We start from the raw sequence: 24,582 nt of genomic DNA, 5'->3' as shown, positions 1-24,582 counted from the left end.
TCGTAACGGCTGCGCCCCGCCGCGCTATATGCGCCTGCGTATCATGGCCATGGCCTGTTCATTGCATGCCATAGGGCCATCCCAGCCCGATTCTTGTGGAGCCCACCCTTGCTGATTGCCCAACTGTCTGACCTGCATGTGCGCCCGCCCGGCGAGCTGTACCGCGGCGTGGCCGACTCCAACCGCGCGCTCACCAACGCCATCGTCCACCTGCACCAGCTAGACCGCCGGCCCGACCTGGTCGTCATCACCGGCGACCTGGTGGACTACGGTGAATCCGAGGAATATGCCCACGCCCGGGCCCTGCTCTCGCAGCTCACCATTCCTTACCTTGTGCTACCCGGCAACCACGACCACCGCGAGGCGTTCCGCGCCGCCTTTGCCGACCACACCTACCTACCGACAGATGGCCCGCTGCACTACTGCGTGGACGACTACCCGGTGCGCATCATCGCGCTGGATTCCTGCGTGCCGGGGCAACACCATGGCGCGGTGGATGCCGCCGGCCTGCAATGGCTGCAGCACACGCTGCAGGCCACCCCACACAAGCCCACGCTGGTGCTGCTGCACCACCCGCCGTTTGTGAGCGGCATTCCGTATCTGGACGAGTACTGCTACCGCGACCCCGCGCCGCTGGAAGCCGTGTTGCGCACGGCAAGCCATGTGGAGGCAGTGCTCTGCGGCCATGTGCACCGCCCCATGGTGCGGCGCTGGGCCGGCACCGTGGTCGCCAGCTGCCCCAGCACCACCACCGAGATTGCGCTGCAGCTGGCATCCAATGCCGTGCCCCAGTCCTTTATTGGCCCCGCGGCCTGCCTGCTGCACCTGTGGCAGCCCGCGCACGGGCTGGTCACCCACACCAGCTACATCGGCCAGTATCCGGGTCCGTATCCCTTCTTCTGAACCCACCACACCAAAGCGGTGCGTCAAATCTGGCACACCAATTGCTTGATCCAGGTCAGAGTAGAAGCTGTCAGTAACCACCGGGCACCCGCCCCAGGTTATCGGTCATTGCTCTGGTGACGGTAGTGCCGTCGCATGCTGAAGGTTCGCTTTCAGCATTTGGGTTCGTACCCAACAGAGACTGGCAGCCCCTGGGCTGCCGCCTGGCCCGGCACTGTCGTCTTTCCATATCAACTTTTGGAGAGATCGACGATGCAACGCAAACTGACCCAACACTTCACTCGCCTCGCCTGCGCCACCGTGCTGGCAGCCCTGTCCAGCGCCACCTGGGCGCAAGACAAAGTCACCCTGCTCACCTCCTGGTACGCCCAAGCCGAGCACGGCGGCTTCTACCAGGCGCAGGCCACCGGCCTCTATAAAAAATACGGCCTGGACGTCACCATCAAGATGGGTGGCCCCCAGGTCAATGGCATGCAGCTGCTCACCGCAGGCCAGGCCGACTTCATCATGGGTTACGACTTCCAGACGCTCAACTCCATTGAGAAGGGCCTGCCTGTCGTCACCGTGGCTGCGTCTTTCCAGAAAGACCTGCAAGGCCTGTTGGCCCATGCGGATGTGAAGGGCCTGGATGGCCTGAAAGGCAAAACCATTCTGGCTAACAGCTCGGCCCAAACCAGCTGGCTGCCCTGGCTGCTGACCAAATACGGCTACGGTGCGGAGCAGGTGCGCCCCTACACCTTCAACCTGCAGCCCTTCTTTGCCGACAAGAACGTCTCGCAAAGCGCCTACCTCTCGTCCGAGCCCTTTATTGCCCAGAAGAACAATGTGCCTGCCAACTTCTTCCTGTTTGGGGACTATGGCTACCCACCCTACGGCACCACCATCGTCACGCAGCAAAAGATGGTGAGCGAGAAGCCCGAGGTGGTGGCCCGCTTTGTGCGCGCCACTATGGAAGGCTGGAAAAGCTACCTGGCCAACCCCGCGCCCGGCAATGTGCTCATCAAGCAAGACAACCCCAAGATGGAAGATGACCTGATCGCCTTTGCCATCAAGCGCCTGAAAGAAGTGAAGGCCGTGGACGGTGGCGATGCCGCCACCCAAGGCGTGGGCACCATGACCGATGCGCGCTGGGAGCAGACCTACAAGTTCATGGTCTCGGCCAACCTCATCAAACCCGGCACCGACTGGAAGAAGGCCTACACCACCCAGTTCGTCAAAGACCTCAAGGTCATGCCCTGAGCCCCGCACGCACGCAAACCAAGGAGTCACCATGGTGATGTACACCGAACCCGTGCGTGCGCTGCGGCCCACGCTGGACATAGGGCCCTGGCTGGACGGCAGCGACAAACCCGGCGTGGCCCGCGCGCTGGACCGCATCTGCCGCGAGATTGGCTTCTTCTACCTGGTGGGCCACGGCCTGGCCAGTGAAGAGATGGAGTCCATGCTGGCGCAGGCGCAACGCTTCTTCGCCCAGGGCGATGCCGCCAAACAGCGGCTGGCCGTGAACACTGCACGGCGCGGCTACGAGAGCATCGGCTCTCAGGCGCTGGATGTGGATTCGCCACCCGACTTGAAAGAGTCGTTTCTGCTGGGCCACGAAACCCCGGCAGACCACCCCTTTGTGCAGGCCGGCCTGCCCAACTACGGTGCGAACCAGTGGCCCACCGAGGCCGAGCTGCCCTGGTTTCGCACCCTGTGCGAGCTGTACCTGCAAAAGGTGAGCAGCATCTCGGAAACGCTGATGCGCATCTTTGCCGTGGCCACCGGCGAGCGGGAGGATTTTTTTGACGAAGCCCTCATCGACCCCATGGCCACGCTGCGCCTGCTGCACTACCCACCGCAGGCCAAGGTGGTGAACAACCAGATTGGCTGCGGCGCGCACACCGACTGGGGCGCGTTCACCATCCTGCTGCAGGACGCTACCGGTGGCCTGGAGGTGCAAGCCGCCAGTGGCGAATGGCTGTATGCCGACCCGGTGCCCGGCGCCTTTGTGGTGAACCTGGGCGACATGATGCCGGTGTGGACCAACGGGGCTTACCACTCCAACGGCCACCGCGTGCGCAACCGCTCGCCACAGAAGCACCGCTACTCCATCCCCTTCTTTCAGGACCTGAACTACCACACGCGCATTGCGTGCCTGAAGGCCTTCCGCACGGGGGATGACGAAGACCTGCCCACCCGCACCGCGGGCGAGCACTTTGAGTTGATGTACCGGCTGACGCACGAGGCGGCCCTGGCTGCCTAGTGTGCTGTGCCCTGCTGGCGAAGGCGACCATTCTGGCGCGCCGGCCAGCGCTGCCCCACCTGCCTCAGCAGGCGGAGCAGCAAATCTGGAGATACGACTATGTTGGTCACCCAACAACCTGTGCTGCGCCGCTTCTGGTACGCACTTTTGCCCATCAGCCAGTTGGACGATGGCCCCAAACCTTTCACACTGCTCGGTGAAAACCTGGTGCTGTGGAAGAAGGCGAATGGCGAGCCCGCCGCCCTGCGCGACCGCTGCTGCCACCGCACCGCCAAGCTGTCCAAGGGTTTTGTCGAAGGCGACAACATCGTCTGTGGCTACCACGGCTGGACCTATGACTGCAGCGGTACCTGCGTGCGCATTCCGCAAAACCCCGACGCCGCCATTCCTGCCGGTGCCAAGGTGCCCGCCTTCCACTGCCAGGAGAAATACGGCTACGTGTGGGTAGCACTGGAAGACCCGCTGCGCCCGATTCCCCACTTTCCCGAAGACGGTGCACCGGGCTACCGCCGCATCTTCCAGTTCTACGAAGAGTGGAAAACCAGCCCGGTGCGCGTGATGGAAAACTCGTTCGACAACTCGCACTTCAGCTTTGTGCACAAGGCCAACTTCGGCATCCTGAACCAGCCCGTGCCGCAAAAGTACGAACTGGTGGAAACCGACTTTGGCTTTGAGGGCGAAACGCTCATCCCCATCAACAACCCACCCGCAGGCCACCGCGTAACTGGCGCCACCACGCCCACCACCACGCGCCACCTGGCCAACAAGTACTACCTGCCCTTCTCGCGCCGCTTTGGCTGCCACTACCCGGACAGCGGCATCGACCACATCATCTACAACTGCGCCACCCCCATCAGCGACGACCGCCTCATGCTGGTGCAGTGGCTGTACCGCAACGACACCGAAGAACAGTGCAGCACGCAGGAGCTGATTGACTGGGACGCCACCATCACCGCCGAAGACCGCGACATCCTGGAGGCCACCGACCCCGATGCCTGCATCGACACCAAGCGCCGCCAGGAATTCCACATGCCGTCCGACAAACCCGGCCTGCTGATACGCCGCATGCTGATGGACGTGCTGGCCGAACACGGCGAAGTGGAAATGCACGCCGGCAACCGCCGCACCGTGGTGCCCATTCACCCCGAACCATCTGTGAAGGAGTGACCATGCTCATGAAAACCAGCACCGATACCGCCATGGCCGACGAAGAAACCCCGGCCCCGCAAATGCCCGATGCCCCCGACGCGCAGACCGTGTTGCACGCCAACAAGGTCGAGAAGACCTATGGCAACGGCACCCACGCGCTGGCGCGCATGAGCCTGCGCATCCAGCGCGGCGACTTTGTGTCCCTGCTCGGCCCCTCGGGCTGCGGCAAGAGCACGCTGCTCAAGATGTTTGCCGGGCTGGAGGAGCCCAGCCACGGCCACATCCGCTGGGCCGGGGCCGACCAGCCGGCCAAGTCCGGCCTGACATCGGCCATGGTGTTTCAGGAGGCCACGCTCATGCCCTGGGCCACCGTCGCTGCCAATGTGCGCCTGCCGCTAGACCTGCAAAAGGTGCCACGGCCCGAGGCCGATGCCCGTGTGGCCGAAGCGCTGGCACAAGTGGGCCTGGGCGCTTTTGGCCATGTCTACCCGCGCGAGCTGTCGGGCGGCATGCAGATGCGCGCATCTATCGCGCGTGCGCTGGTCACCCAACCCGACGTGCTGCTGATGGACGAGCCCTTTGGCGCGCTGGACGAGTTCACCCGCAACAAGCTCGACACCGACCTGCGCGCTCTCTGGCAGGCCACAGGCCTGACGGTGGTGTTTGTCACCCACAGCATTTACGAGGCGGTGTTCCTCTCCAGCCGCGTGGTGATGATGGCCGCGCGCCCCGGCCGCATCGTCGCCGATGTGCCGCTGGATGAACCCGACCGCTCCGAGGCCTACCGCCTCTCGCCCCCGTTTGCCGAACACTGCCGTGACCTGTCCGCCATGCTGATGGCCGCCAGCGACCCTGCCGATTTGCACTAAGGACCCAACGCCATGCAAACCTCATTTTTCAAAAACACCGCCACCCTCAAATGGCTGGCCCCGCTGGTCGTGGGCGCCTTCTTTCTGTTGCTGTGGCAGGGCATCTGCACCGCCTGGCAGGTGCCGGTCTACCTGGTGCCCAAGCCCACAGACATTGCGCAGACGCTGGTGAGCGACGGCCCGTCTCTGCTCATGGCGCTAGGCACCACGCTCAAGATCACCGTGCTGGCCTTTGTGCTGGCCACGGTGTTGGGCGTCATCGCCGCCTTTCTGTTTGTGCAGAGCCGTCTGATCGAGGCCAGCCTCTTCCCCTACGCCATCCTGCTGCAGGTCACACCCGTGGTGGCGGTGGCGCCGCTCATCATCATCTGGGTCAAGCAGCCCACGCTGGCGCTGGTCATCTGCGCCACGCTAGTCACGGTGTTTCCCATCATCTCCAACACCGTGCTGGGCCTACGCAGCGTGAACCCCGGGCTGGTCAACCTGTTCAAGCTCAACCGAGCCAGTCGCTGGCAAACGCTGGTGCGCCTGCGCATTCCCAGCGCGCTGCCCTTCTTCTTTGGGGGCTTGCGCATATCCAGCGGGCTGGCGCTCATTGGCGCCGTGGTGGCCGAGTTTGTGGCTGGCACCGGTGGCACTGGTGCGGGCCTGGCGTATGAAATTTTGCAAGCGGGTTTTCAGATCAACATCCCGCGCCTGTTTGCCGCGCTGGCGCTCATCTCGCTCACCGGCATCGCCCTCTTCCTTAGCATGGACTGGCTCAGCAAAAAAGCCCTGGGCCACTGGCATGACAGCGCGCAAGGCGCCTAACAAAAACTCTCTATGACATCAACCCTCATCCGCAACGCCGCCGCCATCGTCACCGGCCAGCGCGGCGCAGCCTCGCGCAGCGCCGGCCCCGATATCCGCATACGCGGCAACCTCATTGAAGCAATAGGCCAGCTCACGCCCGAGCCCGGCGAACGCGTGGTGGACGCCACCGACTGCGTGGTCTACCCCGCCTGGGTCAACACCCACCACCACCTGTTCCAGTCCCTCATCAAGGGCGACACGCACGGGCTGGACCTGCCGCTGACCGCTTGGCTGGCCGCCACGCCCTACCGCTTTCGCGCCGCGTTTGACGAAGGCTTGTTCCGCACTGCCGTGCGCATTGGCCTGCTGGAGCTGGCGCTGTCGGGCTGCGGCACCGTGGCCGACCACAACTACCTCTACTACCCCGGTATGCCGTTTGACAGCTCGGCCATCCTGTTTGAAGAAGCCGAGCGCATGGGCCTGCGCATGGTGCTGTGCCGTGGCGGCGCCACCAAGGTGCGCCAGTTGGAAGCCGAACTGCCCCAGGCCCTGCGCCCCGAGTCGCTGGACGCCTTCTTGGGCGACGTGCAGCGCCTCACCAAGCTGTACCACGACGCTTCGCCCAACGCCATGCGCCGCGTGGTCATGGCGCCCACCACACCGCCCTACTCCATGGCCCCGGCCGAGCTGGTGGAGTGCGCCCGCACCGCGCGCAGCCTCGGTATCCGCCTGCACTCGCATTTGTCAGAGACGGTGAGCTACCAAGACTCCGTGCACAGCATGCACGGCATGAGCCCGGTGCGCTTTGTGGCCGAGCACGAGTGGCTGGGCAGCGATGTGTGGTTTGCGCATCTGGTGAAGCTGGACGCCGAAGAGATTGCGCTCTTGGGCAGCACCGGCACCGGCATCGCCCACTGCCCGCAAAGTAACGGCCGCCTGGGCAGCGGCATCGCCCCCATCCTGGCGTTACAGGCCGCAGGCGTGCCCATCTCCATGGGCGTGGACGGCGCCGCATCCAACGAAGCCGCCGACATGATTTCCGAAGTGCACGCCGCCTGGCTCATGCAACGCGCAGCGGCGGGCGACCGCTGCCAGCCGCTCTATCGCGATGGCCAGGGTGAAGGCGAAGCCACTGCGGTGAGCGCCGACGACGTGGTGGCCTGGGGCACATCCGGCGGCGCCAAGGTGCTGGGCCTGGACGCCATAGGCACGCTAGCCCCCGGCATGGCCGCCGACATCGCCCTCTACGCGCTGGACGACCCGCGCTACTTCGGCCTGCACGATGTGGCCGTGGGACCAGTGGCCAGCGGTGGGCGACCTGCGCTTAAGGGGCTTTGGGTTAATGGGCAGCGTGTCGTTGAGGACGATGTGCTGCGGGGGGTGGACGTGGGGGAGCTGCGGAGCGAGGCGCGTGGGGCGGTGCGGAGGTTGATAAATCAATAAGACCATACTCGCAACATACAGCAGCCCCCACTCTGTTGAATTCGACGGCTCAACCTTTCGTAACAGGAGCTACCGCTTGGACCGTTTTTGGAATCTTGCCGGGCTTGTCGATTTCAACTGTATTTCCACCAACATTCAAAGATAGCTTTGAGGCACTACCCATAAGTGCTGACGCCAACTCATCCGCCGGATGAAGCACCGAGGTGACAGTGTCTCGCCCTGCAAACAATCCCCGAGTAAGACTATTAATCAACTCTGTAGGAATGTCTGACTTTGTCTCTTTTCGCCACTCCAAACAAGTCTCAACTACCCAATTTGCACGGTTCACATCAATATGGAACTGCTGAAGCGATTGTTCAGTCGTGGCGTAAGAAGTAGCCCACTGGTTTTGCCAACGAATGTAGTACAGGATCGAAGCTGCCAACCCAAGCGAAAGAAGACTGAAACGCAACCAAAGAAAGATTCGCTCAATATTGCTTTGACTGACCAATTCACTGCTAAAACTCGATGTGGGTAGTTGGTCTATACCAGTCGCCTTAGATGATGTGGACGGTGAAGTCAGGGCTGTGAGCTTATCGACTTGCATTGCAAGTGTTTTGAGTAAAGCAGAGGAATTGTCCGGTCGAACTGTCGCGATTTCATAGCCAGTAAAAAGGAGAAGGCCAAACAAAAGATACATGAGCACGTAAATACCCATCGCGACTGGTCTTCTAGCTCTCACAGTTGCTTCTGAAAGCCCGAAGTTTTTAACTCTTTCAGATACATCGCTGAGCATCCTTTCGCGAATTTGGCGACGAGCAAAAGTGTTGTCACTTTCATCAAGTAACCTTCTTTGTTCAACTAGCTCTTGCTCCCTATTTTCTAGATCGTCAGTTTGTTTCTGAAGACGCTGGTCCGCTTCAATCTGCTTCTGTTTGAACGAATCTTCTAGAACCGTCTCCTTGCTGCGAACTTGGGCTTCGAGCTGCTCACGAAGGTCAATAGTTTGCTCGAACACCTTTTCAAGTTGAAGTTGAAGACGAGCAAACGATGACTCTTGCAACGCGCGCTGAGACTCCAATAGCGAAATCGGATCAGCTGGACGCGGTAGCTGTACAGGTCTGAATAGATCGAGTGCACGCGATGCGATTTTGATTCTTGCTGGATCGAACCCTTGCGTGTCAATTCCAAGATCGTCAAAGACGGGGGACTTCTCCCAAATCTGGCCTTGCACCCCGCCTCGATAGTAGGTTAGAACCATTCCACTGATGTTTGCCGAGAAGTGGAAAATCAAATCACTTTTCTCAGCGAGGATCACCTTCAAGTTCGGGGCATTTGCATCTGGATAGGTGAACTGCCCGACATGGGCATCACCCACTTGCACGCCAACTTCGAACGTCCCAAACTCAGTAGCTAGTTCTTTCTATCAATGAACGATGAATCTGCTCATCTGATACCCGGGGAATCTTGTACGCAACCTGTCCCATTTGAACGAACTTTCAGTTTTTTGGCCAAGGGCCACAAGTTAGTCGAAAGGACTGCGGCTTGAAGCGTACAGATCTGGATAAATAGATACGCAAAAGAACTGAGCAAGCTTGCCCAATCCTCATCAAGCGCGCCTCCCTAGCAGCGGCTTTTCATAGTTTTCTAAATAGTATACGGTGGCGCGTTAATCTCCTCACCATGACGAAAACTCCCCTCCACCTAGAAACCCCACTCCTCGAATCCCGCGCCCTCAGCCTCGCCGCGCTACGCACCGTCTGGCTCAAGATGGAAGCGCTGCAGCCGCCCGGCAGTTTCAAGATTCGCGGCATTGGCCATGCGTGCCAGATCCATGCGCAGCGCGGGGCCAAGCGGTTTGTGTCGTCGTCCGGCGGCAATGCGGGCATGGCGGTGGCGTATGCAGGGCGGGTGCTGAACATCCCCGTAACCGTGGTGGTGCCGCAGACGACCACGGCGCGGGCGCAAGAGCTGCTCCGGCTGGAAAACGCGGACGTGATCGTGCACGGAGCATCGTGGCAAGAGGCCAATGAGCTGGCGCTGTCGCTGGTGGGGCCGGACGATGCGTTTTTGCATCCGTTTGACGACCCGCTGCTGTGGGCCGGTCACGCCAGCATGATTGACGAAGTAGCTAGGGCGGGCGTAGTGCCCGATGCGGTGGTGCTGTCGGTGGGGGGTGGTGGCCTGATGTCGGGCGTGGCCGAAGGCATGGCGCGCAATGGCTGGGGGCAGGTGCCCATCATTGCGGTGGAGACAACTGGCGCTGCGTCGCTGCACGCGGCCATGCAGGCCGGGCAAACGGTGGCGCTGGACGCCATTACCAGCATTGCTGGATCGCTAGGCGCCAAGCGCGTGTGCGAACAGGCTTTTCAGTGGACGCAACAGCGTCCGGTGCAAAGTGTTTTGGTGTTAGACGCCAGTGCGCTGGATGCGTGCGAACGTTTTCTGACCGACCACCGCGTATTGGTGGAACCCGCCTGCGGCGCCAGCCTGGCGGTGGCCTATGAAGCCAACGCGGCGCTGGCTCCCTACCGCAACGTGCTGTTCATCGTGTGCGGCGGCGCCACCGCCACGGTGGAGCAAATCCGCCAGTGGCGGCAAGCCACGTAGCGGAGGCTAGAGGTTTAAGGGGCAGCGTTTTTCTTGGCAATTTCATTGCCAACGTAGCCGCCGCCTACTGCACCTGCGATGGTGGCAAGGGTCTTGCCATCGCCACTGCCAATCTGGCTGCCCAGCGCACCGCCAACCAGAGCACCCACACCGATACCGACTACGCTGTTTTTCTGGGCCGGAGCGGCGGGAGCTGCAGCGGGTTGTGCAGGGGCATTGGAATTGGCTGCCACCTGGGTGGAAGATTTTTGCGTAGCTGGCTTCTGGCTTGCAGCCTTCTGCACGGAAGTTTTTGCAGCAGGGGTAGACACATCTGCCGGGGCACTGATGGCAACACCATCTGACGCCGCCTTGGCATTGGAGTTGGGAAGAATGCCCGTAATGGCAGCGGCGCCCAGCAGGCTCACCAGAACCACTGAGCCTGCAGCGACCGCAACCAGTGGATGCAGACGCGAGAAGCGAGATTGATTGGTAGAGAGGGGGTACGAGTTCATGGATTTTCCTTACGTGGTGACTTGATAAACCACGACGTCAGTTTGGCTGACGCACGCAGTTGGCACCAGAGGAAAAAATCCCGACTTGGCGTAGGAATACACCTACAGGAATCGGGCCGCAAGTAGTCTCGGGCCCGCGCAAACTCACTCCGGCGTATTGATATCGCCATCGTCCCCCGGAGCGTTCAGCGCCTGCCGCGCCAACTCTTCGTCAGAAACTTCAGGAAGACTATTCAGTTCGTTCCACTCTTCCAAAAATTCGTCATTGGGTGCTTCACCATGTACCAACACGTCATCGATGGTCTGAGGGCGCTGGGCGGCGATGGCAGAGTCAATCGCTGCAAGGGGGGCCGCACTGTCAGCGGCAGGCCCAGGCGCGTTCTTGGCTTTTTCCTCCAGGAGGGAGGCAAAGTCTCCGTTGTGGGGTGTGTTGTGGCTGGTCATTGTGGTTCTCCCTTCAAGGTTTGGTGGCGTTTGATAAGCCTCTTGCAGACTTTGCGCATCTTAAACACTAGCCCAACGCTACCAAATCAGTAGCTGCTCGCGCATATTCCACGTGGCTTATGGGCCAATTTAGCCAATAAATCAGCCTACGCAGTGACCTGCACGCCCTTCCAGAAGGCCACGCGGTCGCGCACCATCTCGGCTTCGGGTTTGGGGTCGGCGTAGTACCAGACGGCGTCGATGTTCATCTCGCCATTCACCATCAACGAGTAGTAGCTGGCCTGGCCTTTCCAGGCGCAGCTGGTCTTGTGGTTGCTGAACTGCACGTAGTCACGGTTCAGGGCGCTGGCGGGAAAGTAGTGGTTGCCTTCCACCAGCACGGTGTCATTGCTTTCGGCTATTACGGTACCGTTCCAAATCGCTTTCATTGCAGGCTCCAGGGTCACATTCAGGGGCTCCCATTCCACCACAGCACAGTCCATCCGGGGGCTACCCGGGCTATTCGCTTTCGCTTATCCTGTGCCCACATTTGAAAGGCCCTGCCATGCGTACATCCTCTCTCTTTATGCGTCGCCACTTGCTGGTGCTGGCTGCCGGCCTGCTGGCCAGCTGGGGCGCCCAGGCCCAAAGCCCCGTGCGCGTGGGCTCCAAGATCGACACCGAAGGCAAGCTGCTGGGCAACATCGTGGTGCTGGCGCTAGAGGCCAACGGCATCAAGACCGAAAACAAGGTCGCGCTGGGCAATACCAAGGTGGTGCGCACCGCCCTGCTGGCCGGCGAGATTGACCTCTACCCCGAGTACACCGGCAACGGCGCCTTCATGCTGGGCGACGAGGGCAACAAGGCCTGGAAGAGCCTGCGCGCAGGTTACGAGCTGGCCAAGAAGATGGACATGGAAAAGAACAAGATCGTCTGGCTGGAGCCGGCCAACGCCAACAACACCTGGGCGATTGCCGTGCGCCGCGACGTTGCCACCGCCAACAAGCTGCGCACGCTGGACGACATGGGGCGCTACATCGCCAAGGGCGGCGCGTTCAAGCTGGCGGCCTCGGCCGAATTTATGGAGCGGGCAGATGCCATGCCGGCCTTCCAGGCGGCCTATGGATTCAAGCTGCGGGCCGACCAAACGCTGGTGCTGGCCGGTGGCGACACCGCGGCCACCATCAAGGCCGCGGCCGAAAAAACATCGGGCGTGAACGCCGCCATGGCCTACGGCACCGACGGCCCCGTGGCCGCGCTGGGCCTAGTGGTGATGGACGACCCCAAAGGCGTGCAGCCCGTCTACGCGCCCGCGCCGCTGGTGCGTGAGGAGGTGCTCAAGAAGTACCCCGCCATTGCCACCGTACTGGCGCCCATCTTCAAGGCGCTGGACGGCCCCACGCTGCAGATGCTGAACGCGCGCATCCAGCTCGAAGGCCAAGACCCACGCAAGGTCGCCACCACCTTCTTGCACAGCAAGGGCTTCCTGAAATAGCCGCCGCCGTGGCGGACACGCCCCCTCAGCGCTGTAACCCGGTGCTGGCGCTGTGTGCTGCACTGGCGCTGGCCGGCGCCTGGGCCCTGCCCTTTGTGCGCGTGGCGCCCAACCGCCTGCTCTCGGGCGAGCCCGTTTACTTGGTTGATGTGCTGCTGGGCCCCTGGGTCTGGCTGGCGATGGCGCTGCTGTCGGCATTGGCCATCGCCACTTTGCAGGCCCACCGCCGCGCCACCCAGGCGCTGGTGATAGTGGCCATGGCCGCCACACTGCCCGCCCTGTGGCTGCTGGCCGGCGCACATGCCCACCATGTGGCGCGAACCGAATCATCTTTGCACCGCACTGCACTGGGCGCTGGCTTTTGGACGCTGGCCGGCCTTGCATGGCTGGTGGCGCTGGACGCCGTGGCACGGCTGCGGCTGGCCACGCTGGCGCGCTTGGCGGTGCTGATGGCGGCCAGCCTGCCCTTGCTGGCGGTGCTGGCGACACTGGATACAGGGCAAGAGTTGTCCATCGCGCAGGAGTACGCCAACCGCAGCGATGTGTTTGGCGCGGCCGTGCTGCGCCACCTGCAGATCGTACTGCTGGCCACCATGCCGGCCGTGGGTATTGGCGTGCCGCTGGCCTGGGCCATGGCCCGCACACCGCGGCTGCGCAAAGCGCTGTTTCCGGTGCTCAATGTGATCCAGACCATTCCGTCCATCGCGCTGTTTGGCCTGCTGATGGCGCCGCTGGCCTGGGCAGCAGCGCACGCGCCCGTGCTGGGGCAAATGGGCATCAGCGGCGTGGGCCTGGCACCTGCGGTGCTGGCGTTGCTGCTGTATGCGTTGTTGCCCATCGTGCGCTCCACACTGGCCGGGCTGGAGCAGGTGCCGGCCGCGGCCACCACCTCCGCACGCGCCATGGGCATGGCGCCCTGGCAGGTGCTGTGGCAGGTGGAGCTGCCGCTGGCTTTGCCAGTGCTGCTGATCGGTCTGCGCACGGCGGTGGTGCAGACCACGGGCCTAGCCGCGGTGACTGCGCTGGTGGGCGCCGGGGGCTTGGGCAGCATCATGTTTGATGGCCTGTTCAGCGCGGCCAACGAGCTGGTGATGCTGGGCGTGCTGCCCATCGTGCTGCTGGCCGTGCTGGCCGATGCCCTGTTCAAGGCGCTGGCCGCGCTGCTGGAAACCCCCACCGCATGATCACGTTTGACCACACCAGCAAGTCCTACGATGGCACACCCGCCATCACCGACCTGCAGCTGAACATTGCGCGCGGCGAACTGCTGGTGCTCATCGGTCCCTCGGGCTCGGGCAAGTCCACCGCGCTCAAGATGATCAACCGCATGGTGGACCACGACGGTGGCCGCATTTTGCTGGACGGGCAAGAGATCTACAGCTTCAACGTGCGCGACCTGCGCCGGCGCATGGGTTATGCCATCCAGTCGGTGGGCCTGTTTCCGCACTGGACGGTGGCACGCAACATTGCCACCGTGCCGCAGCTGCTGGGCTGGAGCGCTGAGCGCATAGAAGCGCGAGTGACCGAGCTGCTGACGCTGTTTGCCATGGAGCCCGCGCAGTACCGCGACCGCTACCCACACCAACTGTCAGGCGGGCAGCAGCAGCGTGTGGGCGTGGCACGCGCGCTGGCGGCTAACCCCGATGTGCTGCTGATGGACGAGCCCTTTGGCGCGCTGGACCCGGTGACACGCGCGGCGTTGCAGCAGGAACTCAAACGTGTGCACCAGGCGTCTGGCAAAACCATTGTGCTGGTCACGCACGACATCGACGAAGCCCTGCTGCTGGCCACGCGCATCGTGCTGCTGCGCCAGGGCCGCGTGGAGCAAGTGGGCACGCCGCTGGAGCTGTTGGCCACGCCGGCCAACGACTTTGTGGCGGACTTTCTGGGCCGCGCCGACCGTGGGCTCAAGCTGCTCTCGCTGCGGCCCATTGCGCCGTTGATGCAGCCGCTGACTGACCCTGAGCCCGTGGCGCAGATCAACGACACGGCCACGGTGCGCGAAGCCCTCTCTCATATGGCGGCGCAGGCTGTGTCCGCGCTGCGTGTGGTGGATGCTGCGGGGCAGACGCTGGGCCAGGTGCGCGCGGCGGACCTGCTGGAAGCCCAGCACCATGGCTAACGATGTGGTGAACGCCCCGCGCCCTGCCCGCGCCTGGTGGACCGACCGCCTGCTGTGGACCCTGGCCCTGCTGCTGGCGCTGGCCTACGGCCTGCCGCACAGCCAGCCCCTGTTTGCCGCACTGTTCCCCGCGCTGCCGCGCCCGGTCTACCTGCAGGAGCCGCTGGCCGCGCTGCTGTGGCAGCACCTGGGCCTGGTGCTGCTGTCCAGCGTGGTATCGGTGGTGCTGGGCACCGCGGCTGGCCTGGCCGCTACGCGCCCGGCAGGCCGTGCCTTTCGCCCGCTGCTGGAAACCATTGCCGCCATGGGCCAGACCTTTCCGCCCGTGGCCGTGCTGGCGGTGGCGGTGCCTGTGGTGGGTTTTGGGGAGTTGCCGGCCCTGCTGGCGCTCTCGCTGTTTGGCCTGCTGCCCGTGCTGCAGGCCACGCTGGCCGGTGTGGAATCAGTCCCTCAGCCGGTGCAAGAGTCCGCCCGCGCCATGGGCCTGGGGCCGTGGCAGCAGCTGTGGCAGGTGCAGGTGCCGCTAGCCCTGCCCCTGTGGATGGCCGGTGTGCGCACCTCCGTCATCATCAACATCGGCACCGCCGCCATCGCCTCCACCGTGGGTGCCAAGACCCTGGGTTCCCCCATCATCGTCGGCCTATCCGGCTTCAACACCGCCTACGTGCTGCAAGGCGCCGTGCTGGTCGGCCTGCTGGCCGTAGCCGCCGACATGGCGTTTGAACGCCTGGCGCGGCGGGTACAGTGGGATGTGTGAAGCACGGGTGGCCAAGCAGCCACTATGTATTTGATAGCTGCTTGCGCAATATCGACGGGGGCTACAGGCCAATTTAGTACTAAATCTGCTCTCTTGAAAGGGTAGTTGTATCGAGCCCTGCAGTTGTTTGCGCAGGGTCAAAGCAGCCAAGCGTGGTGCTGCCTACAGTCAAGCTTTCAGCCCCGGAGACTGGTATGAGCAGCTTTGACCACAACACCCTGATCAAAAACATCAACGACAACCTGGGCACTTTGCGCAAGGCGCAGCCGGATGCTCTGCAAGGTTTTGGGCAACTCGCCAAGGCTGCAATGGCAGACGGCGCCATCAGCGCCAAGCACAAGGAGCTGATCGCACTGGCCATTGGCATCACCCAGCATTGCTCAGGATGTATTGGGTTTCACATCAAGGCGCTGCACAAGCTGGGCTGCACCCGCGTCGAGCTGGACGAAATGCTGTCCGTGTGTGTCTACATGGGCGGCGGCCCCGCCCTGATGTACGCCGCCGAGGCCGGAGCCGCCTGGGACAGCATGGCACCCGTAGCGGCCTGAAGCATTCAGCCAACGCCCAACAACAAAACGCACCGTCTCCGGCGCATTTTTCATTGGCGGGTACCAGTTGGCTTCAGGTGAAGCTGAACTGCCCCGGCGCTTGGATCGGGTCCACCCCCACACTGATGGTGGACTTGGGTGCGAACTTGCCTTCCAGCAGCAGCTTGGACAGCGGGTTCTCGATGCGCTGCTGGATCGCACGCTTCAGGGGGCGTGCGCCAAAGACGGGATCGAAACCCACCTTGGCCAACTCGGCCACGGCGGCGTCGCTCACCTGCAGAGTCAGGTCCATCTTGGCCAGGCGGCCCATCAGCGTGGCGAGCTGGATCTTGGCGATGGATGCAATGTTGGCCGCGTCCAGCGAATGGAAGACCACGGTTTCGTCGATGCGGTTCAAGAACTCGGGACGGAAGTGGTTCTTCAGCTCGCCGGTCACGGCCTCTTTCACGTCCTCGTAGTCCTGCCCCACCATGCTCTGGATGAGCTGGCTGCCGATGTTGCTGGTCATCACGATCACGGTGTTCTTGAAGTCCACGGTGCGGCCCTGGCCATCGGTCAGGCGGCCATCATCCAGCACCTGCAACAGCACGTTGAACACGTCCGGGTGGGCCTTCTCGATCTCGTCGAGCAGCAGCACGCTGTAGGGCTTGCGGCGGACGGCTTCGGTGAGGTAACCGCCCTCCTCGTAGCCCACGTAGCCAGGGGGCGCGCCGATCAGGCGGGCCACGCTGTGCTTCTCCATGAACTCGCTCATATCGATGCGCACCAGGTGCTCTTCGCTGTCGAACATGAATCCGGCCAGTGCCTTGCACAGCTCGGTCTTGCCCACACCCGTGGGGCCCAGGAACAGGAAGGAGCCTGTGGGGCGGTTCGGATCACTCAGGCCCGAGCGTGAGCGGCGGATGGCATTGGCCACAGCCGCAATGGCTTCGTCCTGCCCGACCACGCGGTCGTGCAACTTGCCTTCCATTTGCAGCAGCTTGTCGCGTTCACCCTGCAGCATCTTGCTCACCGGAATGCCGGTGGCGCGGCTCACCACCTCGGCAATTTCGTCGGCGCCCACCATGGTGCGTAGCAGCTGGGTGCGACCGCCGTCCTTGGCGTCTTTGGTCTTGCCGGCCTCTTGGGCCTGCGCGTCTTTCAGGCGCTTTTCCAGCTCTGGCAGCTTACCGTATTGCAGCTCGCCGGCCTTGTTGAAGTCGCCCTTGTCGGTCAACTCCTTGATCTGGAAGCGCACCTTCTCCACCTCTTGCATGAGGGTCTTGGAGCCCTGCGCCTGGGCCTTCTCGGCCTTCCACAGTTCGTCCAGGTCGGCAATTTCTTTTTGCAGCGCGGTGATCTCTTCGTTGATGAGCTCCAGGCGTTTTTGCGAGGCTTCGTCTTTCTCGCGCTTCACGGCTTCGCGCTCAATCTGCAGCTGGATCAAGCGGCGGTCTTTTTTGTCCATGACCTCGGGCTTGGAGTCCAGCTCGATCTTGATCTTGCTGGCGGCCTCGTCGATCAGGTCGATCGCCTTGTCGGGCAAAAAGCGGTCGGTGATGTAGCGGTGGCTCAGCTCCGCCGCGGCCACGATGGCGGGATCGGTGATCTGCACGCCGTGGTGGGTCTCGTAGCGCTCTTTCAGGCCGCGCAGGATGGCGATGGTGGCTTCCACGGTGGGCTCGCCCACCAGGATTTTCTGGAAGCGGCGCTCCAGTGCGGCGTCCTTCTCGATGTACTTGCGGTATTCGTCCAGCGTGGTGGCACCCACGCAGTGCAGCTCACCGCGCGCCAGCGCGGGCTTGAGCATGTTGCCGGCGTCCATGGCGCCCTCGCCCTTGCCGGCGCCCACCATGGTGTGCAGCTCGTCAATGAACACAATCGTCTGGCCCTCGTCCTTGGCCAGGTCTTTCAGCACATTCTTCAGGCGCTCTTCAAACTCGCCGCGGAACTTGGCACCGGCCAAGAGTGCGGCCATGTCCAGACTCAGCACGCGCTTGCCCTTGAGCGAATCGGGCACGGCACCATCCACGATGCGCTGGGCCAGGCCTTCCACGATGGCGGTCTTGCCCACGCCAGGCTCGCCAATCAGCACCGGGTTGTTCTTGGTACGGCGCTGCAGTACCTGGATCGCGCGGCGAATTTCATCGTCGCGGCCAATCACCGGGTCCAGCTTGCCCAGGCGGGCGCGCTCGGTCAGATCGATGCAGTATTTCTTGAGCGACTCGCGCTGCTCTTCGGCATCGGCACTGTCCACGGCCTGGCCGCCGCGCACGGCGTCAATCGCACTTTCCAGGCTCTTGCGGGTCAGGCCGTTGGCGCGGGCCAGGTTGCCGGCGTCGCCCTTGTGGTCTGCCAGGGCCAGCAAGAACAACTCGCCGGCCACAAACTGGTCACCACGTTTGATGGATTCTTTTTCGGCAGCCTGCAGCAGGCTCACCATGTCGCGGCCCACCGTCACCTGCTCGTGCCCCTGCACCTGCGGCAGGCGTTTGATGGCGGCCTCGGCCGAGGCCAACAAGCCTGCCACATTCACACCGGCGCGGTTCATCAGCGCTTTGGGGCCGTCGTCCACACGGATCATGGCAGCGAGCACGTGCACCGGCTCGATGTAGGCGTTGTCATGGGTCAGGGCCAGCGTCTGGGCTTCGCCCAGGGCTTCCTGAAACTTGGTGGTGAGTTTTTCGATGCGCATGGCGGCTCTCGTGACGATTTATGGAATGCTACCCAGCTTGGGGCCATGGTGCCCCATTTCAAGCCCGGTGCGCGTACGCCAGCGGACATTGGCACGCTGTTTGACCCACATCAAACAGCGTGCCACGCGACCCGCAACCCTCAGCCCAAGGTCCAGTCGATCTGCACCTGGTCAGGCGTGGCCACATCAAAGCGGCGCATGCTGAAGCTGGCGCGCAACCGCTGGCCCCCGTTGGCCAAGGGCTCCAGCTCACATTCCAGCCAGCCATCGCCGTTCCAGGCCTGGGCCACGATTTGCGCACTGCCGCCTGCCAGCGGCACCGTCTCCTGCGCCAGCACATCGCTGGCGGCCACGTTGGCAAAACGCAGCGGTGCATGCAGTGGCGGTGTGACCAGCGCATAGGCCTTCACCGGGCTGTGGCTGAAGGTGATGGTGGCGCTGGCCGCGCAGTGGTAATCGCCCGACAGAAACACCACATTGCTGATGCGCTGCTCGGCAATGAAGTCCAACACGCGCTGACGGTCGCCTTCGGCAAACTGCCAGTTGTCGGTGGACCGGGGCGAAGGCCGGCCAAGCCCCTGCACCAGGCCCGGTGCCAGCACCGCGCCCGTGGCGATGAACTTGGCGTGGTGGCCACGCGCCTGCTCCTGCAGCAGCCAAGCCTCCAGCACCGGCCACTGGCCGGGCTCCAGCAGGCGCCGCTCGGTGCCCAGCGCGCGGTTGCGGTGCACCCGCGTGTTGAGCGAAAGAAATGCCGCTGCAGCGTGTGAAACCGCTCCGTCGTGCCCCTGCGGTCCCAGGGGTGCGGGGCCGTGGGCACGCTGGAAGGCCGCAAAGGCGCTCAGCGCGTTGCGCGTGAGCACGGCGCGCTCAGTGCCCAGGCGCTCTTCGTCACGGCTCCAGTTGTCGGCAATCTCATGGTCGTCCATCGCCATGTAGAGCGGCAGGCTGCGCGCCAGTTGCCTGAAGCCGGTTGAACCAAAGGCCTCGCGGTAACGCGGCAGCAGCGCTTCAATCGGCGAGCTGCCCGAGGCCAGACCGGCCCGCGCATCGGCATAAATCTGGTCACCCAGCATCCACATCAGCGAGGCCGGCGCCTGCCGCTGGCGCAGGGCCAGCTGCTGCAGGGTGTGGTCACTGCGGGCCGCTTCAAACTCGGTAATGCCCGGGTGGCGGCAGGTGGCCGCCACAAAGCGCAAGCCGGCCTGCGGGGTCAGCAGCTGGCCCTGCAGGCGCAGCACGCAGTCGCGCATCCAGCGCAGGCTGCGGCGCTGGCGCGACAGCGTGCCGGGCTGCGCACGCAAGGCCACGGCGCGCTGCTCGCGCACCAGCGCGGCCAGTGGCCGCAGCAGGGCCACGGCATCGTCCAGTGTCAGGTCCAGCGGCTGGGGCTGCAGCACGCCATGGCCCACCGCATGGGGGACGGCCATGGCCGTGGGGGCCAGCTCCCAGCCTGCGGCGCCCTGACCCTGCGCCAGGGTTTGCCGGTAGTCCGCATTTGCGGCCTCGGCCGAGGGTGGCACTGCGGGCACCGGGCTGCGCCCGGCGCTGTGCGCCACGTCTTCCACGGTCACCGGAGCCCCCCACACCGTGGGCCAATGCAGTGTGTGGGCAGCACCATCGGCAGGTGCATCGGCCGCAATGCGGTGCAGGCTCACCATGGCCACGGTGATAGCGCCTTGCCAGTCAGCTGGCACCTGCAGGTCGGCCACGGCATACACAATGCTTTGGTCCGGTGAGGCGTCTTTTGCCACGCCCACCAGGCCCTCCAGCGGGCTGCTGACCAGTGGCCAGGCTTGCACGGTGCGCTGGCGCCCCACCGAGAGCAGCGTCATGGCACCTACCGCCGTGTCTGCCTGCGAGTTGTCCACCTCCATCCACACGCGCAGCACGGTGTCTGCGCCCTCGCGGCGTACCCAGCCCGTCAGCGGGCCGGTGCGCGGCAGGCGGGCCCGGAGGCGGTTTTGCGTCATGGGCTCGGGCAGGTCCGCGGCCTGGGCTTGGTTGAAGAAGTCCACCACCTCCGAGAAGATGACCTCGGGCGCCCGCTTGCCGATGGTGCAGTCAAAGTGCGCATGCTCGGGTGCCACCAGAAAGCGGTCCAGCTTGCTGGCCAAGCGCTGCCCGCCAAAGGCGCGGCTGAACTGGCGCTGGGTTTCGTGCAGCGACTCCTGGTCGAACAGCACGTTGTCGGCCCCGTGCAGCAGCATGACGGGCATGCCCAGGTAGCGGCGCACGTTTTCGTCCGTCACATAGATGTTCTGGCCATCGGCGTCCACCAGGTGCTCGTACTCCACGCACTTGGCGCCGTGCAAGAACACACCCAGGTTGGTGCGGCCAAAGTACAGGTCCAGCTTCTCGTGCGTGCCGGGGCGGCCGGGTTGGCTTTCAATGAGCTGGTCGTGGCGGAACAAGCGGCTCAAGAAACCGGCCATGCGCTTGCACGAGGTGCTGTCGGGCTGGTGCACGCGCAGGTCGTGCTCGTGCGGGCAGCGCTCGGCCTCGTCGTAGTGGAAGCTGGCAAACGCCCGGTCCATGAGGGCGTGCAAGCCGTTGGCCTGGGCCGTTCCGGCAGCAAAGTTCACATACTCCAGGCCCAGCGCATTGACCATGAGCGAGGCCACTTGCAGGCGCATTTGCGCGGTAACGGAGCCAATCACATAGGGCTGAAACTGCGAGAACAGTACCGCCGCCACTTTGGGTTTGCCCGCCTCGTGCATGAGGTGCCCACCCAGCAAAGCCATAGCGGTAGAGGCCGAGCCCACGCAGTGGCTGAACACACTGAGCTGGCCGGGCAGCAACTCGGGCTCGATGCGCTCAGCCTGCAACACGGCCAGCGCGTGGTTGACCGCGGCCGGCAGGTCGCAGGCGCCAATGTCATCCATGCTGGAGAGCCGGGCCGAGGCGCGCAGAAAGGGGCTGACGCGGTATTCGAGCAGCCACACGTCCCAGCCCTGGGCGTAAAGCATGGCGGCCAGCGCACGTTCGCCCAGCTCTTCGGCCACAAAGGGTAAGGTGTTTTGCGCAAAGCCGTTGAGCAGGATGATGGACTTGAAGCGCCGCAGGCCCTGTGCGGTGACGCTGGATGCCACCCGCGGCTGGGCATAACGCACCAGGCCAATGCGGATGGTCTCGGTCTTCGGATCAGACACATCAGCCCCCGCACGCAGGGGCACGGTGAGGCATACCGGCGCCTGCGGGAGCACCTTGCCGCCCCCGGCCAGGCAGATAGGCGGGTATTGGTCGGCCGTCAGCTCAAAATCGCCGTTGTCGGGCAGCGTGGCCGGGTCGGTGGCGGGCAGGTCGGCCTTGTAGTCGGGCAGGCGGAAATCGAGCATGCGGCTGCTCACCACGTAGCGCAGGATGGTGAGCGGGTAGGTGATGAAGGCGGCCAGCGCGTTGACTGTGTCGGGGCCCGGCTTCATTTGCGGCGCAATGCGGCGCACCATCTCGGGCACGTCCATGGTCAGGCGACCGGTGGCCAACACACGCCCTCCCTTGGCCTGCATAAGCTGCACGTCGAGCTGGGTCAACTCGTCCCACACGCTGCGGCGCTGCGGGGCGGGCCAGCCGCCGTGCTGCCACTTTTTGCGCAGCCAAGCCCGCAGCTCACCCCAGCTCAGGGCTGGCTGGATCAGCTTTTCTCCTTGCAGGTACCAGTTGCGCTGGCCGTCGCTCAGCGTGAGCCGGTAGTCAAAGGTACGTGCAGCGCTGGCGTGCCAGAGCAGCTTGGCACCATCCCAGACCATGTCGCGTATCTTTTGTTTCTTTTCTCCTTCGACCTTGGGGCGCTGGCTGTCGGGGTACCAGCGTGTGATCCCGTAAGTCAACCCGGCCCGCAGCGTGCGGCAGGCACGGGCCACAAAGCCTTCGGGCGCCGCACGGAACAGCTGCACGGTGCCACCGGTGACCTGCAGTACGGTGGACGGCCCCTGCACAGCGTCGACGACCAGGCGCGAGGCAGTCAGGCTGCGCGCCGTGGCAGTGCCTGGCAGCGCCTGCAAGGTGTGGCTGGGGTCTTGCCACAGGCGGGTCCAGTCGGCCACGTCCATCTCTAGAAACAGCGCGGCAGCAGGTGCAACTGGCCCGGCAGGCCACCAGGCTGGCAACACCACGTCAGGCTCGGGCTGCAAGGGGCCGCGCAATACCTCGGCCAACACAGCACCATGGGGTGCATCGGGTTCGGCTTTCACCATGGGGGCAACGGGCGGGTGTGGGGGCAAGGTGCGCGCTTGCGGCGTGCGGGCCGGTTCGTCCTGCAACAGCAGGCGGCAGGCCCGTTCTGCAAGCGCTGTGATCGTCAGCAAGGGGTTCACACCCAGCGACGTGGGGATAACCGAACCATCCACCACCACCAGGCCGGTGTGCACACTCCCATCGGGCAGGAAGACCTGGCCCTGGTGGTTGACCACGCCCTGTGCGGGCGAGGCGGCCATACGGCAGCCGCCCAAGGGGTGCACCGTGATCCAACTGGTGTCGGCCTTGGGGCCGCTGAGCACGCTGGCAATCTTGTCGGGGAGCACACCGCTGCCCGGGTTGGGCAAAAATTCTGCGCCCACGCCCTCCACACTGGCGGCACGGCTGCGGTGCAGCACGGGCGCGGGGTCCACCGCGCCACTGCCCCAGGACCAGGCAATACGCGACTGCCGTTTGGCCAACTGGGCCTGCCCCGCCGAGCTGTCGTGCCCCATGCCCAGCATGACCAGGCTGCGGGCCGTGCGCCGTGGGTCGGCCACCAGCGGGTCTTGTCCACCCGTCTGGCGCAAGCCAAAGCGCGCCAGTTGGGGCAGCACGCCCAGCGTGGCCAGGGCCTCACCCACAATGGGCGCGAGCATGCCAGGAATGCCACCGTCTTCGGTGACGGTGCTCTGGGTATGGTCTAACTGGTCATGAAAGCGGATCACCGCACTGATGGTGGGCCCCACCTTGTCGGTGGCGGCGCGCATGGTGCCACTGCCCTCCCCCAGCGCGTTGGCCGTGTCTGCCATGTCATAGGCCGCGCTCAAGTCATCGCCGTTGGCAGAGATGCCCTTGCCCAGCCAGCTGTGGGCCACGGGCAGACCGTATTCCCGGGAGCGCAGCAGGATTTCACTGGAACCAAAGGTGCCGGCGCTGAGCACCACGCGGCCGGTGCGCAACACAAATTCGTAGGCGCCGTTGAGCGCGCCTTCGGGCGCCTCGAAAGATTGCTCCCAGGTACCACGCTCGGTGGTGCGCACGCAGTGCACCACCCAGTCACGCCCGGGGTGGGCCACGTCGGGTTTGTGCAGCACATAGAGCACGCTGACGCCAGTGAACAGCTGCGCACCCGCTTGGGCAGCGCGTGGCAGGTAGGTTTTATCCAGGCTGAGCTTGGCGTTGTGGTTGCAGCCCGAGCAACAGTCGCCACAGCCCACGCAGGCATCCCGCGGGCCCAGCCCTAGCGGAGCATCGGCCCGAAACTCGATGGCCAGGGGCACGTCTTCGGTACTGACCTTCAGACGGGTGCTGCCAAAACGGTCGGCTGCTGCCTGGCCAATCTCTTGCATGCGCTGGTACTTGGCGGTGTGCTGCGGCACGCAGGCCGGTGAGGCACGCTGTGCCTGGGGCGACTGGATCTCCAGCACCTGTGTGGCCAGCGCGTAGTCGGCATCCAGCGAGGCCTCGCGCACCGCAGCTGGCCAGGCGTCCTGCTGAAACACGCGCGGGTCGGGGCGCAAGGCCACGGCCGCATTGATCAGGCTACCACCGCCCAGGCCATTGCCCACCAGCGCACTGGCACGGGTGCCCACGCGAAAGTCGAACAGCGCGTCTTCGTAGCCAATGGCCGCGGGGCCCTGCCCACGTTCCAGATTGCCGCCCACCTCGGCGCGCACAAAGCCACCAAACTGGCCAAAATCAGTGGGGAACTCTCCGGCCAGGTACTCTGCGCCGCGCTCCAGCACGGCCACGCTCTGGCCATGCTCGGCAAAGCGCAAGGCGGCCACCGAGCCGCCGTAACCCGAACCCACCACCAGCACCTCGGGCGCGTAGCCTTCTTGTGTGTTGGTGATCAGTTGCTCCACACCGTGTGACAGCCAGTGCATAGCGAATCCTCCCT

Annotated in this window: 19 protein-coding genes; 13 read left to right on the top strand and 6 right to left on the bottom strand. The window is 64.0% G+C overall.

Features of this window, described 5'->3' with window-relative positions:
• Positions 1-108: 108 nt before the first annotated feature.
• The 7 genes from C5F53_RS07425 (at position 109) to C5F53_RS07395 (ending at position 7,401) form a co-directional block, all read left to right on the top strand.
• Positions 109-903: a phosphodiesterase gene (locus C5F53_RS07425; RefSeq protein ID WP_105260721.1), complete on the top strand. Its 795-nt coding sequence runs from the start codon at positions 109-111 to the stop codon at positions 901-903.
• Between the two features lie 252 nt (positions 904-1,155).
• On the top strand, positions 1,156-2,142 hold the full coding sequence (locus tag C5F53_RS07420) for an ABC transporter substrate-binding protein (RefSeq protein ID WP_105260720.1): 987 nt from the start codon (positions 1,156-1,158) through the stop codon (positions 2,140-2,142).
• 31 nt (positions 2,143-2,173) lie between these two features.
• The gene (locus C5F53_RS07415) at positions 2,174-3,148 is read left to right on the top strand and encodes an isopenicillin N synthase family oxygenase (protein WP_105260719.1); all 975 of its coding nucleotides are present in this window, start codon (positions 2,174-2,176) and stop codon (positions 3,146-3,148) included.
• A 99-nt stretch (positions 3,149-3,247) separates the two neighbouring features.
• On the top strand, positions 3,248-4,315 hold the full coding sequence (locus C5F53_RS07410; protein ID WP_105260718.1) for an aromatic ring-hydroxylating dioxygenase subunit alpha: 1,068 nt from the start codon (positions 3,248-3,250) through the stop codon (positions 4,313-4,315).
• Positions 4,316-4,347: 32 nt separating this feature from the next.
• The gene (locus tag C5F53_RS07405) at positions 4,348-5,166 is read left to right on the top strand and encodes an ABC transporter ATP-binding protein (protein ID WP_201740821.1); all 819 of its coding nucleotides are present in this window, start codon (positions 4,348-4,350) and stop codon (positions 5,164-5,166) included.
• Positions 5,167-5,178: 12 nt separating this feature from the next.
• Positions 5,179-5,976, top strand: a complete 798-nt coding sequence (locus C5F53_RS07400; protein WP_105260716.1) for an ABC transporter permease — start codon at positions 5,179-5,181, stop codon at positions 5,974-5,976.
• A gap of 12 nt (positions 5,977-5,988) precedes the next feature.
• The gene (locus tag C5F53_RS07395; RefSeq protein WP_105260715.1) at positions 5,989-7,401 is read left to right on the top strand and encodes an amidohydrolase family protein; all 1,413 of its coding nucleotides are present in this window, start codon (positions 5,989-5,991) and stop codon (positions 7,399-7,401) included.
• Between the two features lie 49 nt (positions 7,402-7,450).
• Here C5F53_RS07395 and C5F53_RS07390 read toward each other — a convergent pair whose 3' ends face one another.
• Positions 7,451-8,764, bottom strand: coding sequence for a hypothetical protein (locus tag C5F53_RS07390; RefSeq protein WP_105260714.1), 1,314 nt, complete (start codon positions 8,762-8,764; stop codon positions 7,451-7,453).
• 299 nt (positions 8,765-9,063) lie between these two features.
• On the opposite strand from C5F53_RS07390, the gene C5F53_RS07385 reads away from it, so the two are divergent.
• The gene (locus tag C5F53_RS07385; protein ID WP_105260713.1) at positions 9,064-9,990 is read left to right on the top strand and encodes a pyridoxal-phosphate dependent enzyme; all 927 of its coding nucleotides are present in this window, start codon (positions 9,064-9,066) and stop codon (positions 9,988-9,990) included.
• A gap of 14 nt (positions 9,991-10,004) precedes the next feature.
• On the opposite strand, the gene C5F53_RS07380 is transcribed toward C5F53_RS07385, so the two are convergent.
• The 3 genes from C5F53_RS07380 to C5F53_RS07370 form a co-directional block, all read right to left on the bottom strand.
• Positions 10,005-10,484, bottom strand: a complete 480-nt coding sequence (locus tag C5F53_RS07380; protein WP_105260712.1) for a glycine zipper 2TM domain-containing protein — start codon at positions 10,482-10,484, stop codon at positions 10,005-10,007.
• Positions 10,485-10,628: 144 nt separating this feature from the next.
• Positions 10,629-10,928: a hypothetical protein gene (locus tag C5F53_RS07375; protein WP_105260711.1), complete on the bottom strand. Its 300-nt coding sequence runs from the start codon at positions 10,926-10,928 to the stop codon at positions 10,629-10,631.
• A gap of 146 nt (positions 10,929-11,074) precedes the next feature.
• Positions 11,075-11,356 carry a DUF427 domain-containing protein gene (locus tag C5F53_RS07370; protein ID WP_105260969.1) on the bottom strand — a complete coding sequence of 94 codons (282 nt, stop codon included), beginning with the start codon at positions 11,354-11,356 and terminating at the stop codon, positions 11,075-11,077.
• Positions 11,357-11,472: 116 nt separating this feature from the next.
• On the opposite strand from C5F53_RS07370, the gene C5F53_RS07365 reads away from it, so the two are divergent.
• The 5 genes from C5F53_RS07365 to C5F53_RS07345 all read left to right on the top strand — a co-directional run bounded on the left by C5F53_RS07365 (position 11,473) and on the right by C5F53_RS07345 (position 15,829).
• Positions 11,473-12,402, top strand: coding sequence for an ABC transporter substrate-binding protein (locus tag C5F53_RS07365; protein ID WP_304590027.1), 930 nt, complete (start codon positions 11,473-11,475; stop codon positions 12,400-12,402).
• Between the two features lie 8 nt (positions 12,403-12,410).
• Positions 12,411-13,586: an ABC transporter permease gene (locus tag C5F53_RS07360; RefSeq protein WP_236635284.1), complete on the top strand. Its 1,176-nt coding sequence runs from the start codon at positions 12,411-12,413 to the stop codon at positions 13,584-13,586.
• The gene (locus tag C5F53_RS07355) at positions 13,583-14,524 is read left to right on the top strand and encodes an ABC transporter ATP-binding protein (RefSeq protein WP_105260709.1); all 942 of its coding nucleotides are present in this window, start codon (positions 13,583-13,585) and stop codon (positions 14,522-14,524) included. The genes C5F53_RS07360 and C5F53_RS07355 overlap by 4 nt, the downstream gene beginning before the upstream one ends.
• A complete protein-coding gene (locus tag C5F53_RS07350) occupies positions 14,517-15,281 on the top strand; it encodes an ABC transporter permease (RefSeq protein ID WP_105260708.1) in 765 nt (254 codons plus the stop codon). The genes C5F53_RS07355 and C5F53_RS07350 overlap by 8 nt, the downstream gene beginning before the upstream one ends.
• Before the next feature lie 194 nt (positions 15,282-15,475).
• Complete coding sequence (locus C5F53_RS07345; RefSeq protein WP_105260707.1) at positions 15,476-15,829, top strand: carboxymuconolactone decarboxylase family protein; 354 nt, start codon at positions 15,476-15,478, stop codon at positions 15,827-15,829.
• A 73-nt stretch (positions 15,830-15,902) separates the two neighbouring features.
• On the opposite strand, the gene clpB is transcribed toward C5F53_RS07345, so the two are convergent.
• Positions 15,903-18,503, bottom strand: coding sequence for an ATP-dependent chaperone ClpB (clpB, locus tag C5F53_RS07340; RefSeq protein ID WP_105260706.1), 2,601 nt, complete (start codon positions 18,501-18,503; stop codon positions 15,903-15,905).
• 140 nt (positions 18,504-18,643) lie between these two features.
• Positions 18,644-24,568: an alkaline phosphatase D family protein gene (locus tag C5F53_RS07335; RefSeq protein WP_105260705.1), complete on the bottom strand. Its 5,925-nt coding sequence runs from the start codon at positions 24,566-24,568 to the stop codon at positions 18,644-18,646.
• Positions 24,569-24,582 lie beyond the last annotated feature (14 nt).

The organism is Rhodoferax sp. TS-BS-61-7 (assembly GCF_002943465.1).
Classification (GTDB): domain Bacteria; phylum Pseudomonadota; class Gammaproteobacteria; order Burkholderiales; family Burkholderiaceae_C; genus Allorhodoferax.
Note: the sequence above shows the minus strand (reverse complement) of the source record. Positions and strands in the feature narration are given on the sequence as shown.